Here is a 15,810-nt window from a genome sequence, read left to right on the forward strand (position 1 = left end):
TAACTGTGTGTATGGCATCGCCCCCTCCTTAAGTTGCTCCTTGTCTCTCCTTAATTTTGCAATTCGACGATCGCCAACTGGCACACTATTTTCTCATTCATGCAGGAGGTCTAAAGACTAAAGACTCTGACTTTTGATTTATCTGGAATCCAAACAAGTTTAGAAAATTTCAAAAGCAAAAAGGCAAAGAAAAGATGTCCTCTTCTTTCTTTTGCCTTTTTTAGTACCGTTAATTTTCGTATAAGCCACCCGTTTTTTACTCTCTGTAGCCGGTACGACTTACTGGATCGGGGTCGCGGTAACGGGTTGGCTCTTCATGCTTGCGACCCGCTAAGCCTGCTAAACCAAGCAGTCCCAGCAAGCCCAACCAGCCCCAATCAAAATTGCGATCGCTTTCAACGGTTCTAACGTCTTGCCGAGGAGCGGTGTTTGTAGTTGTATTTGTATCAGTGTTGGTTTGAGCAGAAGCAGGCACAGTCAAAGGCAGAACCGCCATACTTAAGGAGAGAACGCCAGCTCCAATAAATTTGGATAAATCAGATCGTTTCATAAATAAGGCTCCTTATCCGTTCTTCACTCACAAACTTATAGATTTCCCTCCAAATCAGAATCAATCTACGGCTATAAATTAAAAACTTCTAGACTCTAACTATAGAGATAGAAAATGTCTCTTCTTTCCACCATTCTCCCCCTCTTTATAATTAGGTAATTTTCAGGGTATAAACCAAATTTAACTTTTTAAGACTGGGGATCAATAATAAGCTTGCGAATTTATGTGAGTTTGGCTTAAGCAGCAGGTAGTAAATGGTAGTCAATGGTGATAGAGGGCTGCTTGGTTTGGTGGCTCTTGCAATCAATCCGCACACCAGGTTGACCAGAAAGTTGCCCGACTGCGGTGAGGGAGCAGTCCATTTCTGGAAAAAGGCGCATGGAATTCTCTTCTAAAGAGACTAAACCTGCAAGGCAAGGGTTCTAAAGTCTCCGTACCGTCTGAACTCTGTTTGATAAAAGCTCTCACAACTTCTGCCCTCTTCATCTGAAGGAGATAGAAGTTGCCAGGCTTTGCTTGTCTCGATAGATAATGGCACCCATCAGGGTGCCTCCCTGAGGTGATGAGAATGCTCGCTCCGAGAAATGTTCTTCAACTGATCAACTTCAACTGGTCAATCAGTGTCTCAATCATCGACCGCTTTCGCAATAGCAGGTTAAACGTTCTCGTTTACAGTGTTGCAGCCCATCCGCGAAGCAATTATGGCTGCGAACAAGGTTCAAACCTTTAGCACCAGTTATCGACGCCGTAGAACTTTTCTTTTTATCTGAGCATCGGACAAGCAGATGGATGGAGAATTCAGCAGTTTCGGCCTATCTGTTATGGCTGTTCTTTATCCCGAACTCACGGTTACGTAATCTGCGTAGGCTGTCAGCATTATGCGTATTACCAGTTCCCGCTCGTGTTTTCACCTGACTCTGGAAATTTCCCCATTCTTGAGAATACTGAATTCTTATGGTTAGCGCTGTCCAAGAAAAAGCGCCATCCGCAAAATCCCTGAAAAGCTTTCAGAATATTTACCGATGTGCTTCAAAAAAAATGTTTTGAAGCTGAGGAAAATACTGCTTTAAATTCAAAACTAATTAGTAAAGTTGTAAGTGTATTTAAGGGTTTTACGTAAATATTCAATACTGTGAAGAAGTCAAAAAGAATTATAAAAGCTGTAGACAAAGAATTATAATTTCAGTTATTAATAAACAAGGAAAAGAAAACACACGTCTGCACCGGGCTTCTAAAGTAAAAACAAACTCAATTATTTTGGATTTATTTGCCGGTTGGATGGGGTGAAGTCGTTCATCGCCTTGGTAGAGGTACTCAAATGAAAATCAAACTAATTACTAGTCTGCTCGCCGCTGCTGCTGCCCTGACCGGCGTCATCTCTGCAACTGCACCGGCATCGGCTGAGATTAACTGGGGTTCTGTAAATACTGCACCCACAAAGAATGCATTGAGCCAATCTGATGATTTTTCAAACATCAGCACGCTTATCGATAGCTTAAACACGCAGATAAATAAGTCTCAAGAAAAATACGCATTTCCAGACTTGAGCCTTTTAGGCGGTAAATCATTTGATTTAAGCAAATTAACGTTGCAAAACGATACTGATGTTCGTGCTTACTTCGTTAATGAAGGAGCGGATTATAACAATCAGCTGGGTTATCAAGCACTTGACAGTAATGGCAATGTTGTTAAAGACGGATTGGCTTTCTGGGAACTCAACAGCAAAGAAAGCATTCGGGAAAATAGCACTAGCTTTACCAATCTAAAGCAAGGAGATTGGGTCAACTTAGGCAACTTCAGCAAAGGTACAACCCTGAACTTCCAGTTGAACGCTAATAGCTTATACAACACCGACAACGCCAAATACTCCTACGGCATTTACAATTCTGCTTTTAATGCTTCTAACCCTGATGGGCTACAGCACGCCAAAGGCTATCTCTTTAACTCCCGTTACCTGGTGATCGGTTTTGAAGATTTGTACGGAGATGGAAGCGAGACTGGCGTGACTCCAGCATCTGACCGGGATTTCAACGACACAGTTTTCATCGTCGATATCGGCAACCAAAGTCTGCAAAGCGTACCTGAACCATCTGCAACGTTGGCACTGGTAGCTGCAAGTACGTTAGGGATGTTTGGCCTGCGTCGCCGCCGCAACAGCCAAATCAATGGCTAATCCCCTGGCCTATCGCTGATAATCTTTGCAAGTTCAATTAGTCAATAACCCCTGTTTCTAGCCTGCGCCTGCGGGCTTTTTTATTGGGAAGTTTATCTAGCAGCAGCTTCGCTGTCGGCGTAGCAAGTGCTGAGCGCATAGGATATTTCCCCAGGGATAGCTAAAATCAGTCAGGCTGAGCCGTGGGATGAGATATCTAACGGCTTGTTCGCGTAAAGCGAGCAATCTGAGCCATCGTAAAGAATATCAGCTCTCTGGCGCTAGCTAAAATAAGGCTATGTCTCAATCTACCTCTGCCTCCAACCCCTCTAACTCCGCCGCTAGCTCATCTGATATGCGGCCTGTCTTCATCCTGGTGGATGGTCACTCGTTAGCCTTCCGCGCCTACTTTGCCTTTGCTAAAGGGCGGGATGGAGGCTTAAAAACAAAGACTGGGATTCCTACCAGTGTTTGTTTTGGCTTCCTCAAGTCGTTACTGGAAGTAATAGCATCCCAGCAACCTCAGGCGATGGCGATCGCATTCGACCTCGGCCTACCCACTTTCCGCCACGAAGCCGACGATACCTATAAAGCTGACCGCGCTGAGACGCCAGAAGACTTTATCATCGACCTGAAAAATCTTCACGACCTTTTAGATGCCTTCAATCTGCCAATTGTGACGGCACCGGGGTATGAGGCAGATGATGTCTTGGGAACGCTGTCACAAAAGGCGAGTGCTGCCGGGTATCGGGTGAAGATTGTTACGGGTGACAGAGATTTATTTCAACTGGTTGACACTGCAAAGGAAATTAGCGTTCTTTATCTCGGTCAAACCTTCTGGCAACGTGGCAGCAATACAGGACCAGTAGAATTTGGGCCAGAGGAAGTTAAAGAGAAACTAAAGGGCATTACACCAGAGCAGGTTGTCGATTACAAAGCTTTGTGTGGCGACGCCTCCGACAATATCCCCGGTGTCAAGGGAATTGGCGACAAAACAGCCGTGAAGTTGCTTACAGAATACGGCTCCCTGGATGGGATTTATGCCTCATTGGATGAGATTAAAGGAGCAGTCAAACAGAAGCTGGAAGCCGGGAAAGAAGAGGCATACCGTTCCCAGCACTTGGCAAGGATCGTTCTTGATGTCCCTCTAGACGTTAGTTTAGAAGACTGCCCGCTGAAGGGATTTGATAACGCCGAGCTAGAACCGCTGCTAGAAAAGTTAGAGTTTAGGACTTATCTAAGCCGAATTAAGCAGTTGCAGCAGGCATTTGGCGGTGTGGCAGAGGAAGCTAAACCCGTTGAATCTAAAGAAGAACTTGAAGAAATCAGTTTTGATGATGGCGACCTCTGGTTTTTCAGTGCCGCTGATACCGAAGCGGCTAGCAAGGCAGACACAAATGCTGCGAATCAGATTAGCGCCCAAATTATTGATACTCCAGAAAAACTGACAGAACTGATAAAGCAGCTGCAAAGTTGCACCGACCCTGACAAACCAGTAGCGTGGGATACGGAAACGGATGCCCTAGAGCCACGAGATGCCCAACTGGTGGGGATTGGCTGCTGCTGGGGCATCGAGCCATCTGAAGTTGCTTATATTCCCACGGGTCACAAAACTGGTGAAAATCTGGATAAAACGGCTGTCTTAGAAGCGTTGCGTCCGATTCTCGAAAGTGTTGACTATCCCAAATCGTTGCAGAACACCAAATTTGACCGGCTGGTGTTGCGCTGTCAGGGAATTAACTTGGCTGGGGTGGTGTTTGATACGATGCTTGCCAGCTACGTGCTAAATCCAGAAAACAGCCACAATCTCGGCGACTTAGTCTTACGGCATCTGGAGTTAAGTATCAGTAATTATGCGGATGTGGTGCCCAAAGGCAAAACGATTGCCGATATGGATATTCAGACGGTAGCCTACTACTGCGGGATGCAAGTCTATGCCACATTCCAGTTGGTACTAAAGCTACGAGAAAAATTAGAGGAAGTCCCCGCTCTTGAACGGTTGTTACGGGAAGTAGAACAACCTTTAGAGCCAGTTTTAGCCCAGATGGAATATGTGGGCATCCGGATCGATCCAGCCTATCTCCAGACACTCTCTCAAGAACTGGAAAAGGATTTAGCAGGAATTGAGCAAAAAGCTTATCAGGAAGCTGGAGAAAAATTTAGCTTGGGTTCACCGAAACAACTGAGCCAAATTTTATTTGACAAGCTCAAGTTAGATACTAAAAAGTCTCGGAAAATTCAGTCGGGTTATTCTACAGATGCCGCAACGCTAGAAAAACTGCAAGGCGATCATCCACTGGTCGATGCCGTTTTAGAGTACCGCACCCTCTCTAAGCTGAAATCTACTTACGTGGACGCTTTACCCTTGCTGATAAGACCCGATACTCAGCGGGTGCATACAAATTTTAATCAGACAGGGACGACGACAGGGCGATTGTCTTCTTCTAATCCCAACTTACAAAATATTCCTATCCGCACAGCGTTTAGTCGGCGAATTCGCAAAGGATTTGTGCCAGAAACTGGCTGGCTACTGGTTGCTGCTGACTATTCGCAAATTGAGTTGCGGATTTTGGCTCACTTGAGCCAAGAGCCGGTGCTGATTGAGGCATACCAGCAAAATGAAGATATTCACAGTGTCACCGCTCGGCTGTTGTTGGAGAAGGATACGGTGACATCTGAAGAGCGCCGATTGGGGAAAATTATCAATTTCGGCGTAATTTACGGAATGGGGGCGCAGCGATTTGCGCGGGAAGCTGGGGTGAAGGCGACAGAAGGGAGATTGTTTATCGAGCGGTTTAACGAGCGCTACCGTAAGGTTTTTGAATATTTGGAGCGGGTGAAGCGGGAAGCGATCGCTCACGGTTATGTCGAGACTATTCTAGGACGCCGCCGTTACTTTAACTTTGAGGGCGGCAGTCTCCGCAAGCTCCAAGGTAGCAATCCCGATGAAATTAACCTTGACAAACTCCGTAATTTGGGACAAGCTGACGCCGGTTCGCTACGCGCTGCCGCTAATGCTCCCATCCAAGGTTCTAGCGCCGATATCATCAAGATTGCAATGGATAAACTGCACAAAGTTTTGCAGAATTATCAGGCGCGTTTGCTATTGCAAGTTCACGATGAATTAGTGCTTGAAGTTCCTCCCTCTGAATGGGAAGAATTACAGCTTAAAATTCGTTCCACGATGGAAAATGCGGTTTCTTTGAGTGTGCCTTTAGTCGTTGATGTGCGTGCAGGGCAGAATTGGATGGAAACGAAGTAAAGAATCGTAACTTCAACAAACGCGGATGATTGACCATGACCGCTTATTTAAGGAACTCCTCACAACCTTTTTTGGGGAGTTCATAGAGTTATTTTTGCCAGAAGTAGCAACTTATCTGGAACGCGACTCCATAGAGTTTTTAGACAAAGAAGTCTTTACAGATGTTACTGCTGGCGAGCGTTATGAAGCTGATTTAATCGTCAAAGCTCAATTTCAAGGTCAGGAATCTTTTTTTCTAATTCATGTAGAAAACCAAGCTCAACATCAAACTGACTTTGGCAAGCGGATGTTCCGCTATTTCTCCCGCTTGTCTGAAAAATTCGATCTGCCTGTGTATCCTGTAGTGGTGTTTTCTTATAACAGTCCAAAAACTTCAGAACCTAACGTTTATCAGGTGGCTTTTCCCAATAAAGTCGTTTTGCAGTTCAACTATGATGTCATTCAGCTAAATCAGCTTAATTGGCGGGATTTTGTGCAGCAACCCAATCCAGTTGCTAGTGCCCTAATGGCGAAAATGAATATAGAGCCAAGCGATCGCCGCCGCGTAAAATTTGAATGTTTGCGTCTTTTGGCTACTTTGAGGCTAGATCCCGCCAAGATGCAATTAATTTCTGGATTTATTGACACTTACCTGCGCTTAAGTACAGAACAGGAAAGGCTTTTAAGAGCTGACATTGCTAGGATGGAGCCAACTGAGCAGGAGGTCATTATGCGAATTGTCACTAGCTGGATGGAAGAAGGTATTGAACAGGGAAAGCAACAAGAGGCACTGTCACTGGTTATGCGCCTATTGCCTCGGCGAATTGGCGCAGTTGCCCCTGAGTTACAACAGCGCATTCAGCAGCTATCTCAGACTCAGTTAGAGGATTTAGCAGAAGCGCTTTTGGATTTTTCATCGGCGGCAGATTTGGAGGATTGGTTACACCAGTTTGCAACTGAGTAAAGTGACTGGCAATAAATGCGTGTTAAACTAAGCGTCGATTAGAAGCGCGATCGCATTTCGCTGCACCACTCCAACTGCTAAAAGCCAGTAACAGGCGTCCGAAACTATTGGACAATGGAAACGTCTGTCCAGATGGACTTTTCTTTTGTAGTAAATATTTATAATGACCGGCACTCGCAAACTCATCCAAAATTCTCTCATCTGGACTGGTGCAGTTGTTCTCATCCTTGGATTGGTGGGATGTGAAGCTATTTTTGGTTCTCCTACTTACCCGGTTAAGCGAGTCAGCGATGGAGATACTCTCGCCGTAACGGATCGCAGTGGGAAAAACATCAACGTGCGTTTTGCTTGTGTGGATGCTCCGGAAGTTCCCCATTCTAGTAAGGAAAAAGCAAGCAAAAAAGCAGTAGATCAAAATCAATTCAAGTGGGGAATAAAAACCCAGCAACGATTGCAAGAATTGGTACAGCAAGGAGGCGATCGCGTTCGCTTAACTGTGACTGATACTGATAGGTACGGGCGTAAAGTTAGCGAGGTGCGCCTGCCTGATGGAACTTTTGTTCAGGAAGTGTTGGCAAAAGAGGGACTGGTACTGGTGTATCGTCAGTATCTAAAAGATTGCCCTAGCGCTGCTATCGTTGAGCAAGCAGAAGCTGAGGCGAAAAAGAGTCGGCGCGGCATTTGGCGTGACTCCAAGTTTCTGCCGCCGTGGGAGTATCGCAGTGAGAGTAAGTAGCAAAGGCTGATAGTTAATTGCAACAAACAATAACCATCAAAAGTCTTCGTCAGCATACTCACTGGCATCTTCTGATTGAGACTGATTACTGGAAGGCGATCCCCAAACAATGGGCACGATTGCACTCCCAATCGCCCCCGCGCCAGCACTAAACGCTAGCACGACGCCTACTGGCATCCGGATCGACTGGAAAGTTAGAAATTTCACCGATACCGGCGTGATGTTTTGAATGGACAACAGAGCGATCGCTGCGATGGAACTGGCTAAAATCAGCGAGGTAAGCAGGTTGGTAAGGGCTTTCATGGTGATAATGGCAACTGAGTAAGTTCCTGCTACCAAGTAGGAGCAAGAGCGATGTCCTTGCTCCTACCGATCGTTTAGACTATGACGGGTTCCAGTTGGTTAATGGTTTGTTCCATTTGCTGGGCAATTTGGGTCATTTTTTCTGGAGTATTCGTTTCTAGATAAACCCGCATTAGCGGTTCTGTTCCGGAAGGACGCAGGAGTATCCAACTGCCTTCTTCTAAGTAGAGTTTAATCCCGTCTTTGCGCCCTACTTCTTTCACTTTAATTCCTGCCACTTCTGCTGGGGGATTTTTAGTGAAATCATTGATGACAGCGGCTTTGTGGGCGTCATTTAAGTGTAAATCGAGACGTTTGTTGTACAGAGGGCCATCGGCTTCTGCGATTACTTCTTCTACTAGCTGACTTAAAGGCTTGCCTTCGTAAGCGATCGCTTCTGCCACCAGCATATCGGCTAAAATACCGTCTTTTTCGGGAATATGTCCGATAATGCTCAATCCGCCCGATTCTTCGCCGCCGATCAATACCTGCGTCTCGCGCATTTTCTCGCCGATGTATTTAAAGCCTACTGCTGTTTCGTAGATTTCCAAGCCGTACTTAGCAGCGAGGTTATCCAGCAGGTGGGTGGTGGCAACGGTGCGGACAATTGCACCAGTTTTGCCTTTGTTTTTGACTAAGTGACGCGCCAGCAGCAGCAGCACCGTGTTCGGTGTCAGCACGTTTCCTTGTTCGTCAACAATGCCGAAGCGATCGCTATCTCCATCCGTCGCCAAACCTAAATCTGCCCCGTCTTTTTTCACCGCTTCGACGAGTCCAATCAATTCCTCTCCTTTCGGTTCTGGCATTCCACCGCCAAAGAGAACATCGCGATAGGTGTGGAATGCCTCTGTATCGCAACCACAGCGCTCCAAGACGGTATCCAGGTAGCCACGAGAAGTGGAGTAGAGGGCGTCGTACTTCACCTTTAGCCCTGCGCTCTTAATTCGCTCTACATCCAGCAGGGTGTAAATAAACTGGAGATAATCTGGCTTGGGATCAAAGGTAGAAATCTTGTTGGCATTGTTGCCACTCGGCGGCTCATCCGTAGCGCCTTCAATATTTGCTACAATTGTATCCGTAATTTCCGGTGTAGCCGGACCAGCGTAATCGGGGATGTATTTGATGCCGCAATAGGGAGCTGGGTTATGACTGGCGGTGAACATCAGTGCCCCAGCAGAGTTGAGAAGCTTAGCGTTGTAAGCAATAACTGGCGTCGGGCAATCTCGATCGACAATTTTCACCGTCCACCCAGCGTCTGCCAAAACTTCGGCGGCAGTCCGGGCGAATTGGTCGGCTAAAAAACGGGTATCGTAAGCTACTAAGACGGGACGGTCTTTGGAATAGGCGTTTTCGAGATAACTCGCGATCGCCCGCGTAACTTTACACACATTGGCGAAGGTAAAGTCATCGGCGATAATCCCCCGCCATCCATCGGTACCAAATTTGATCTTGTTTGAACTGCTGGCTGCGCTCATCTTAACCACTTCCTCTTGATTCCACCTAAATACTACAAGACGCCTATCGCTTCAATCTCGCTACCGGATGACAAATGGTTTGTATAAACTGAACAATTTGTTCGCACCGGCAGAAAATCTAGCTGAATCTGAGGATACGATAGACCCAACCCTTAATTGCAAACAAGGGTAGCAATCAGGTGTTAATTGCCGTTGCAAATGGTAAATTAGCTGCAAAAGCAATATGAGCCATCCGCTATCGCCTCGCGCCTGCCATTAGGAAAATCATCTCAAAGGAGCCGTAAGCCATTGTGAGCCAGACAGACACGCCAAACCTACAAACGCTTCAATCTGACGCAACTCGCCTGCGCGAAGAGTTGCAGATGCGAGATCAACTGGTTCAGCAGTTGTCTCAAGAACTATTCCGGCTGGTTAAGGGCAATGCTAATTTTATGCCCAGACCGGAAGTTTCTGAGCGGCACATGGCTCAGATGAGAGCGCTGCGAGAACAACTGCAAGAGGTCGAGCAGCAGGTAACGTTCTACCAGGAACAGATTACAACCCGTGACACCGAGATTTATCAATTGCGGCAGTCTGTACAGGAATTAACCGACCGCAGCCGGATGCTAGAGCAAGTGGTGCAGGAGTTACCACAGATTTATCGCCAGAAATTTGCCGAACGCATGGCACCCGTGCGAGAAAAAGTGGCGATGCTGCAACGGGAAAACCGTCAACTCCATGCCGAGTTGCAAAGTGTCAGCTACCGTCTAGCTGTCAGAACCCGCCGCACGACGACCGGACTCGATCTGCCCAGTTTCCCGCGTACGGGTGTTCGTAATAGCCCGATTCCAACCTTTGGTCATGCGTAAAGTTCTGATTGTGGTTGATGCTGCTGATGAACTTCCGGTATCGCCCACAATAGCCGAAATTGTTTCTGCCCTCAAGCAAAGCGCGCTCAATTCCCCAGTACCGACAACGATACAAATTGTAGAGACGCAATTTATTGCCTCAGTCTGGGCGGACTTGCAAAACCAAGCAGAAATTCTTTGGTGTCCTTTAACGCTGAATTTGCCAGAAAGCTTGGAATTTCCAGCCCAATCCCTTTATCAGGCTTGCCGCGATGTGACTGGTTTACGCCAGTTGGTGGAGCAATTAGGATCGACGACGGGTGTCGGTGATTTCTGGTTGCCAATCGTTCTTACGGCAAAGGGGCCGCTCTACGGCGAGGTAATTGGTAGGGTTGAGGATGATGAAAGTAGGCGCTTAGAACCGACTTTGAAAGGTTATCGTCAGCCGGTGCATCTATCGGATATCTGGCGTCAGCCACTGTACCAACTGGGGCATCGATTGCTGCAATTTTTATCAGCGCCACCAGCTGTTTATTTATTACAGTTCGGCTTTCAAGAGCAAGGGATTTTTTTTGACCGACTTTTGCCGTTTCCAGGGGAACCAGCGATCGCTAGCATTAACGTCCAAAAGCCAGATTTATTTACCTGTCACTGGCACTGCTTGACGGGTCAAGCAATTTACGATCTCCAAATCAACGCTTTTCACGACTAAGAAGTCGCGGCTAGGCACTTGTAGGGACTCCGATTTATCGGGTTTCCCTATCTGGGCTATCGATCCCTTGAACTGGGCATAAATTCCGTGAAGCTCGATCCAACAAAATACGGCTTAGCACTACATACCAGCAGTCCTGAACTAGGTCTAGCACTCAATAACTTTTCTGGAGATTCGCGCTGTCAAACTTGGGATTTAGGGCGCGATTTATCCACTCATTTACATCATCATCTGGCTGAGTTTATTCAGCCGCAGATGTGGGCTGATTTGAAATTTATCTGTGTAGCAGTAGGTCCAGGCAGCTTTACAGGGACTCGCATCGGTGTTGTTACAGCGCGGACACTGGCGCAACAGTTAGATATTCCCCTATTTTCCGTCTCTACACTGGCATCTGTGGCTTGGTCAGAAGTCGGTAAAAGTAAACAGCAAGGCAATGGAAACAGTGAAGAATCTTCACTCAGTAATGCGATCGCTGTCCAATTGCCAGCTCAACGGGGTCAATTATTTACCGCCATTTATCAGGTATTGCCATCCAGTTCCGGACTCGCTCAGATGTTACCAGATAGCGTGATGACACCGGCAGTATGGCAACAAACGCTGGACAGTTGGCATCCCTATCAGCTAATTGATATCGCTGCTGGGGCTGGGCTAGGGGCAACCGTTTCGAGCCTACTAGAACTAGCCTATCTAGATTGGCAACAGGGGAAGCGTCCCCACTGGTCAGAAGCGCTACCCTTTTATGGTCAACACCCCGTTGAGGAGAAAACATCTGGGTAGAATAAGCGGATGCGATCGCTTAAAGATATCAAACAGTCGACCTCTACAATAATTTCGACACTATCTCAAAAATTGAGATGTATCACCCCTTGGCGCTACTGTCGCATAGAAGATACATCAAAAATTCTGCTTGACATGGGAATCCGTTGATTAGTGGCTTTACTGTCCGCTACAGGGGAGCTAGAATCAGTAGCTTTATTTCCAGCTTCAGAAACAACAACTTGCTCAGCATTGGTAGAATTGACGACAGTATTACCAACGTCAGATTTAACACTTGTATTCCACTCTGCGGTCTGTTCAGAGGAGCTTGAGTCGATAGTATCAACAATGTTAGTTTCTAAAGGAATAACCGTTTGGGCTTGAGAATTAGCCGCAATTAGAATAGAGCTTTGAGTTAAAATAAAAACTAGAAAAGAAAAAATAAATTTAGCCACTTTGACTCAACATCCTTCAAACAAATAATTAACTTTTGCAAAAGCAAAAATAATCTGTATCTATCTGCAATTACAGATAAAAATTTTGAAATCAACCCATAAGTTTTTCTGCCGTAAATGTTTTCCAGGGTAGACAAATACAGCAAAATTTACAATTTCTATTGAGGTTGATTAAAGAGCGACAAATAACAATTAGAGATTCTTGTAGTTGCCACTATAATTCCTTAACCGAACCTTATGTCAATTTATAGCTTCTACTCTTCTATCTACAAGCGAGATAACACTGAAAATAAAAAAATATTAAATTAAAAAAAAGTAGACTTAGTAAAATTACGGTAAATTTGGATAAAGTTTTTGTAGCTAAATAAAGGTTTGATGAGGTGTAAACTGGCATTTTGCATCAGAATATCATCCTGAGCGACATCCAAGAACTCCTGCGATGTTGCACTTTGCTGAATGTGACAAGTGTAGATAGGGAAATTTTCCTAGAAGGAGAAGCTAGTCCGTAATATACCTACAGCGATTGGGTCGCTAGCGGGTGTATGTCCCGGTTCAAAAATAAAGACTACCCCTGGCGTGATGCTAATGTTGTCCGTTGCCTGCCAACGATAGAACGCTTCTACATGAGTGGTCGTTCCAGGTTGTCCTCCTTCTCTGCCCAAACCCGTATTGAAAAAGTCAGGGATATTATTTCCTACGGGCAAATCGCTGCTAACAATTTTTGGTGGTTGTCCAATATAAATTCCTCCCAAATTTCCTTGTCCAAATAAATCGGGAAAATTGAGATACACCATATAGTTAGTTGTTTTTACATTTCCCGATCTTCCGGGAATGTGGGAATTGGTATAACCAGCCCATCCACCTAACGAAATGCGCGGCGTAATTCGCCAGTTAATCGTGGCACCAACGGCATTAGTTTGCAGGGATGCTGAATTACCAGTCAGTGGATTAATAGCACTCAACTGGTCGTCTCCAATCCCAGTCAGCAAAGAACCATTGGGAGAGTAGTCATTAACATAATACAAAGTGATATCAAGCGGATCGGTTGGGGTAAGCGCTAGTTGGACACCTGCGGTATTGTGCCCGTCAGGTTGTCCATCGCTATGAAAAAATCCTGGAATAGTAGTTGAGTAAACCGCCTGCAAACTGGCACGTTTAGCAAATTGCCAATCAAAACCGATACCGCCACGACCAAAGCCAATATTCAGAATTGGGTTTCTTTGGGCAAAAGCAGAAATTGGACCTGTAGCAGCGCTTTCCACACGATTTGGGCCTCGGAAAGCGTAAGCCATATTTACTCCTTCTGTCCCCACGAGAACAGCAAATTTGTCGGTGAGGAGGAAACGGTAGTTTAGATCGCTCAAAATCGCATCGTTATCATTAAACAATTCATAGCTCAGTAGGACATCGTTAGTTAGTCGAGGTGCAGTGGTTCCTTGACTCGCTTGGAGACCTGCTAACAGGTAACTACGTTCGTCAAATTGGGTAGTTAGATACAGCTGATTAAAATTAATTACGTTAATATTTGTACCCCGATCATCAGTCTCTTTTTTGCCATCTCTAGGAAATAAATCGGCGCGATTGTTGCTACGCCCTTGAACGCCAACAATTGTCAGTCCGCTCAATTTAGTGGTTGTAGAAAATTGGGTTGCTTCTATTTCCGCAGTGCGAGCTTCCAAGCTACCCACGGAACCCCGAAGACTGGCCAATTCGATTGCAAATTCTGATTGCAATCGCTGTAAGGTAGCCAATTCCTCTTGTCTGATTCCATCAGCAGTTGCTATCGGAACCAGGTTAGTAATTTGCTCCAAACAAGCATTTAACCCGGCAGCAAATTCATACCGCGTTAGGGCACGATTACCACGATAAGTACTGTCCGGATAGCCCGCGATACAGCCATAGCGTTCGATAAGCGATCGCAGTGCTTCATATGCCCAATCTGTGGGTTCCACGTCTGTCAGCTGAGAAACATTGGTCACTTGCTCCATCGAAGCTTCAGCAGCGTCTGACTCTTCTGCATTTTCCTCCTCTAGTTCCTCCACCTGTTGCAAAGTCGTGTTGTTATCAGGCTGATTATCCAAATTTGGTAAATCTGAATCTGTCTTTAGAAACGTACTAATTTCTTTGCTACCTTGAGGAGTTTTATCTACATCCGCAGAATAAGCAGTTTGAGAGACAAAGCCACTGACTAAAATCAAGCTAAATAACCCGTATTTCAAACTTGAACAAATAATTTTTTTGAATATAATTTTCAATATCATTTGCTTCCAACTCCTATCAGATCACACGTTTCCGAGCTATATGAATAGCTCGGAAACAAACTCAACAAAAAACTTAGCAGAGTCAGTTCACAAATATGACCGACTCTGCTAAATATGTCACACAAATTCGCAAAAAACTTTTAAAATTACCGCCGCAAACTCCGGGGATCGAGGGCATCCCGCAGCCCATCGCCTAGCAAGTTAAATGCTAATACAGTGAGGATAATCAATAGCGCTGGAGGCCAGATCAACCAAGGTTGTAACACCAAAATTGATGCATTTGTTGCTAGCGATAGCATATTCCCCCAAGACGGATCTGGCTGCTGAATTCCTAGCCCAATCAAACTCAGCACTGATTCCGCGACGATAAAACCAGGGATTGCCAAAGTTGCCGAGATAATCACGTAGGTAGCAGTTTGCGGCAACACATGACGAATGATAATGTACAGCGGTTTTGCACCCATTGCGCGTGCTGCTTGCACAAATTCCCGCTCTTTAATGGACAGCACCTGTCCCCGAATCACCCGTGCTAACCCAGCCCAGCCGACGAATGAGGTAATCAGGACAATTAATAAGAATCGCTGGGCACTCGTTAGTCCTGACGGTAGCACTGCGGCAAGGGCAACCAACAGATAAAGGCTGGGAATTGTCATCAGCACTTCCACAAAGCGCATTAAGATGCTGTCAGTTGTGCCTCCGAAAAAGCCAGAAATCCCTCCAACCAACAAACCTAGGGGGAAAGATATGGCAATTCCCACTAGACCAATGCTGAGGCTGATTCTGCCCCCGTGCAGTAGACGGCTGAACTGGTCGCGCCCCTGTTCATCGGTGCCTAACAAATTCAGTTTGCCTTCCCCAAGGGTGCCGAAGAGATGCCAATTAAAGGGAATACCGCTAAGAATTTCCACCTCATCAAATTTGGGTGGCAGCGGTAGGCGAAGCTGAAATAGTTGGTATTTCGGTCCCCGGACAAACAGGCGAACAGGTGAAGGTTGTTGGAACTCTACAATCACTTTGCGATCGCCCGTCTCTAAATCTGTCGGCCCCTGAGTCGTCGGGTAAACGTGCGGCCCAATAAATTGTCCCTCACGGTTGCGCCAGTAAATCTGAGTTGGTGGCAAAAGTGACGTATTTGGCTGTACATCACACAGTCCTTGAGACAGGTCATAAGAGTCACATGGACGATAAGGCGCAACAAAATCAGCTGCAATAACGCTAAGGTAAAAAATTAACAGGATTAAAGCGCCAAAACGAGCTAAGGGATTGTTTTTAAGCTTTTGCCACCAGTTCATAAAGTTAGTGCTTAGGAGTTATGAGTTAGGAGTTTTAAATTAAATCA

General features: G+C 45.8%; 14 protein-coding genes. 7 read left to right on the forward strand and 7 right to left on the reverse strand.

Translation table 11 applies throughout. The features are described from left to right. Window positions 1-256 precede the first annotated feature (256 nt). Entirely contained in the window at window positions 257-550 is a 294-nt protein-coding gene (locus NC997_RS05705) for a WGxxGxxG family protein (protein ID WP_190438579.1), read from the reverse strand. Window positions 551-786: 236 nt separating this feature from the next. After that, window positions 787-930 carry a hypothetical protein gene (locus NC997_RS05710; protein ID WP_190530028.1) on the reverse strand — a complete coding sequence of 48 codons (144 nt, stop codon included), beginning with the start codon at window positions 928-930 and terminating at the stop codon, window positions 787-789. A gap of 938 nt (window positions 931-1,868) precedes the next feature. Between NC997_RS05710 and NC997_RS05715 the strand changes: the two genes are divergently transcribed. The 4 genes from NC997_RS05715 (at window position 1,869) to NC997_RS05730 (ending at window position 7,643) form a co-directional block, all read left to right on the forward strand. Beyond that, window positions 1,869-2,723: a DUF4114 domain-containing protein gene (locus NC997_RS05715; protein WP_190530112.1), complete on the forward strand. Its 855-nt coding sequence runs from the start codon at window positions 1,869-1,871 to the stop codon at window positions 2,721-2,723. A 277-nt stretch (window positions 2,724-3,000) separates the two neighbouring features. Next, window positions 3,001-5,964, forward strand: a complete 2,964-nt coding sequence (polA, locus tag NC997_RS05720; RefSeq protein ID WP_190530030.1) for a DNA polymerase I — start codon at window positions 3,001-3,003, stop codon at window positions 5,962-5,964. Window positions 5,965-5,989: 25 nt separating this feature from the next. Continuing rightward, window positions 5,990-6,907, forward strand: coding sequence for a DUF4351 domain-containing protein (locus tag NC997_RS05725; RefSeq protein WP_190530033.1), 918 nt, complete (start codon window positions 5,990-5,992; stop codon window positions 6,905-6,907). Window positions 6,908-7,070: 163 nt separating this feature from the next. After that, window positions 7,071-7,643, forward strand: a complete 573-nt coding sequence (locus NC997_RS05730) for a thermonuclease family protein (protein WP_190425059.1) — start codon at window positions 7,071-7,073, stop codon at window positions 7,641-7,643. Window positions 7,644-7,679: 36 nt separating this feature from the next. Here the strand turns inward: NC997_RS05730 and NC997_RS05735 are convergent, their stop codons facing one another. Both NC997_RS05735 and NC997_RS05740 read right to left on the reverse strand, forming a co-directional pair. Further along, the gene (locus NC997_RS05735; protein ID WP_190530035.1) at window positions 7,680-7,946 is read right to left on the reverse strand and encodes a LapA family protein; all 267 of its coding nucleotides are present in this window, start codon (window positions 7,944-7,946) and stop codon (window positions 7,680-7,682) included. Window positions 7,947-8,020: 74 nt separating this feature from the next. Continuing rightward, complete coding sequence (locus tag NC997_RS05740; protein ID WP_190530037.1) at window positions 8,021-9,460, reverse strand: phosphoglucomutase/phosphomannomutase family protein; 1,440 nt, start codon at window positions 9,458-9,460, stop codon at window positions 8,021-8,023. Between the two features lie 290 nt (window positions 9,461-9,750). Here NC997_RS05740 and NC997_RS05745 point away from each other — a divergent pair, with 290 nt between their 5' ends. The 3 genes from NC997_RS05745 (at window position 9,751) to tsaB (ending at window position 11,776) form a co-directional block, all read left to right on the forward strand. Beyond that, on the forward strand, window positions 9,751-10,308 hold the full coding sequence (locus NC997_RS05745; protein WP_190413034.1) for an Npun_F5560 family protein: 558 nt from the start codon (window positions 9,751-9,753) through the stop codon (window positions 10,306-10,308). Further along, complete coding sequence (locus tag NC997_RS05750; RefSeq protein WP_190413033.1) at window positions 10,301-10,999, forward strand: hypothetical protein; 699 nt, start codon at window positions 10,301-10,303, stop codon at window positions 10,997-10,999. Before NC997_RS05745 ends, NC997_RS05750 begins: the two co-directional genes overlap by 8 nt. Before the next feature lie 78 nt (window positions 11,000-11,077). Further along, a complete protein-coding gene (gene tsaB / locus NC997_RS05755; protein WP_190530114.1) occupies window positions 11,078-11,776 on the forward strand; it encodes a tRNA (adenosine(37)-N6)-threonylcarbamoyltransferase complex dimerization subunit type 1 TsaB in 699 nt (232 codons plus the stop codon). Window positions 11,777-11,871: 95 nt separating this feature from the next. Here tsaB and NC997_RS05760 read toward each other — a convergent pair whose 3' ends face one another. The 3 genes from NC997_RS05760 to NC997_RS05770 all read right to left on the reverse strand — a co-directional run bounded on the left by NC997_RS05760 (window position 11,872) and on the right by NC997_RS05770 (window position 15,763). Next, complete coding sequence (locus tag NC997_RS05760; protein ID WP_190530039.1) at window positions 11,872-12,210, reverse strand: hypothetical protein; 339 nt, start codon at window positions 12,208-12,210, stop codon at window positions 11,872-11,874. A 485-nt stretch (window positions 12,211-12,695) separates the two neighbouring features. Then, complete coding sequence (locus NC997_RS05765; protein WP_190530041.1) at window positions 12,696-14,471, reverse strand: iron uptake porin; 1,776 nt, start codon at window positions 14,469-14,471, stop codon at window positions 12,696-12,698. Window positions 14,472-14,617: 146 nt separating this feature from the next. Beyond that, entirely contained in the window at window positions 14,618-15,763 is a 1,146-nt protein-coding gene (locus NC997_RS05770; RefSeq protein WP_190530043.1) for an ABC transporter permease, read from the reverse strand. Window positions 15,764-15,810: the final 47 nt, after the last annotated feature.

Origin of the sequence: Trichocoleus sp. DQ-A2, assembly GCF_039961915.1 — a bacterium.
In the GTDB taxonomy this organism is placed as follows: Bacteria; Cyanobacteriota; Cyanobacteriia; order Cyanobacteriales; family FACHB-T130; genus FACHB-T130.

Excerpts from the sequence above, each read along its gene's own strand:
- NC997_RS05735 (WP_190530035.1), bottom strand. The coding sequence starts at position 7,946 with ATGAAAGCCCTTACCAACCTGCTTACCTCGCTGATTTTAGCCAGTTCC.
- NC997_RS05750 (WP_190413033.1), top strand. The coding sequence starts at position 10,301 with ATGCGTAAAGTTCTGATTGTGGTTGATGCTGCTGATGAACTTCCGGTA.
- NC997_RS05730 (WP_190425059.1), top strand. The coding sequence starts at position 7,071 with ATGACCGGCACTCGCAAACTCATCCAAAATTCTCTCATCTGGACTGGT.
- polA (WP_190530030.1), top strand. The coding sequence starts at position 3,001 with ATGTCTCAATCTACCTCTGCCTCCAACCCCTCTAACTCCGCCGCTAGC.
- NC997_RS05740 (WP_190530037.1), bottom strand. The coding sequence starts at position 9,460 with ATGAGCGCAGCCAGCAGTTCAAACAAGATCAAATTTGGTACCGATGGA.
- NC997_RS05765 (WP_190530041.1), bottom strand. The coding sequence starts at position 14,471 with ATGATATTGAAAATTATATTCAAAAAAATTATTTGTTCAAGTTTGAAA.
- NC997_RS05705 (WP_190438579.1), bottom strand. The coding sequence starts at position 550 with ATGAAACGATCTGATTTATCCAAATTTATTGGAGCTGGCGTTCTCTCC.
- NC997_RS05770 (WP_190530043.1), bottom strand. The coding sequence starts at position 15,763 with ATGAACTGGTGGCAAAAGCTTAAAAACAATCCCTTAGCTCGTTTTGGC.
- NC997_RS05725 (WP_190530033.1), top strand. The coding sequence starts at position 5,990 with ATGATTGACCATGACCGCTTATTTAAGGAACTCCTCACAACCTTTTTT.
- NC997_RS05715 (WP_190530112.1), top strand. The coding sequence starts at position 1,869 with ATGAAAATCAAACTAATTACTAGTCTGCTCGCCGCTGCTGCTGCCCTG.
- NC997_RS05710 (WP_190530028.1), bottom strand. The coding sequence starts at position 930 with ATGCGCCTTTTTCCAGAAATGGACTGCTCCCTCACCGCAGTCGGGCAA.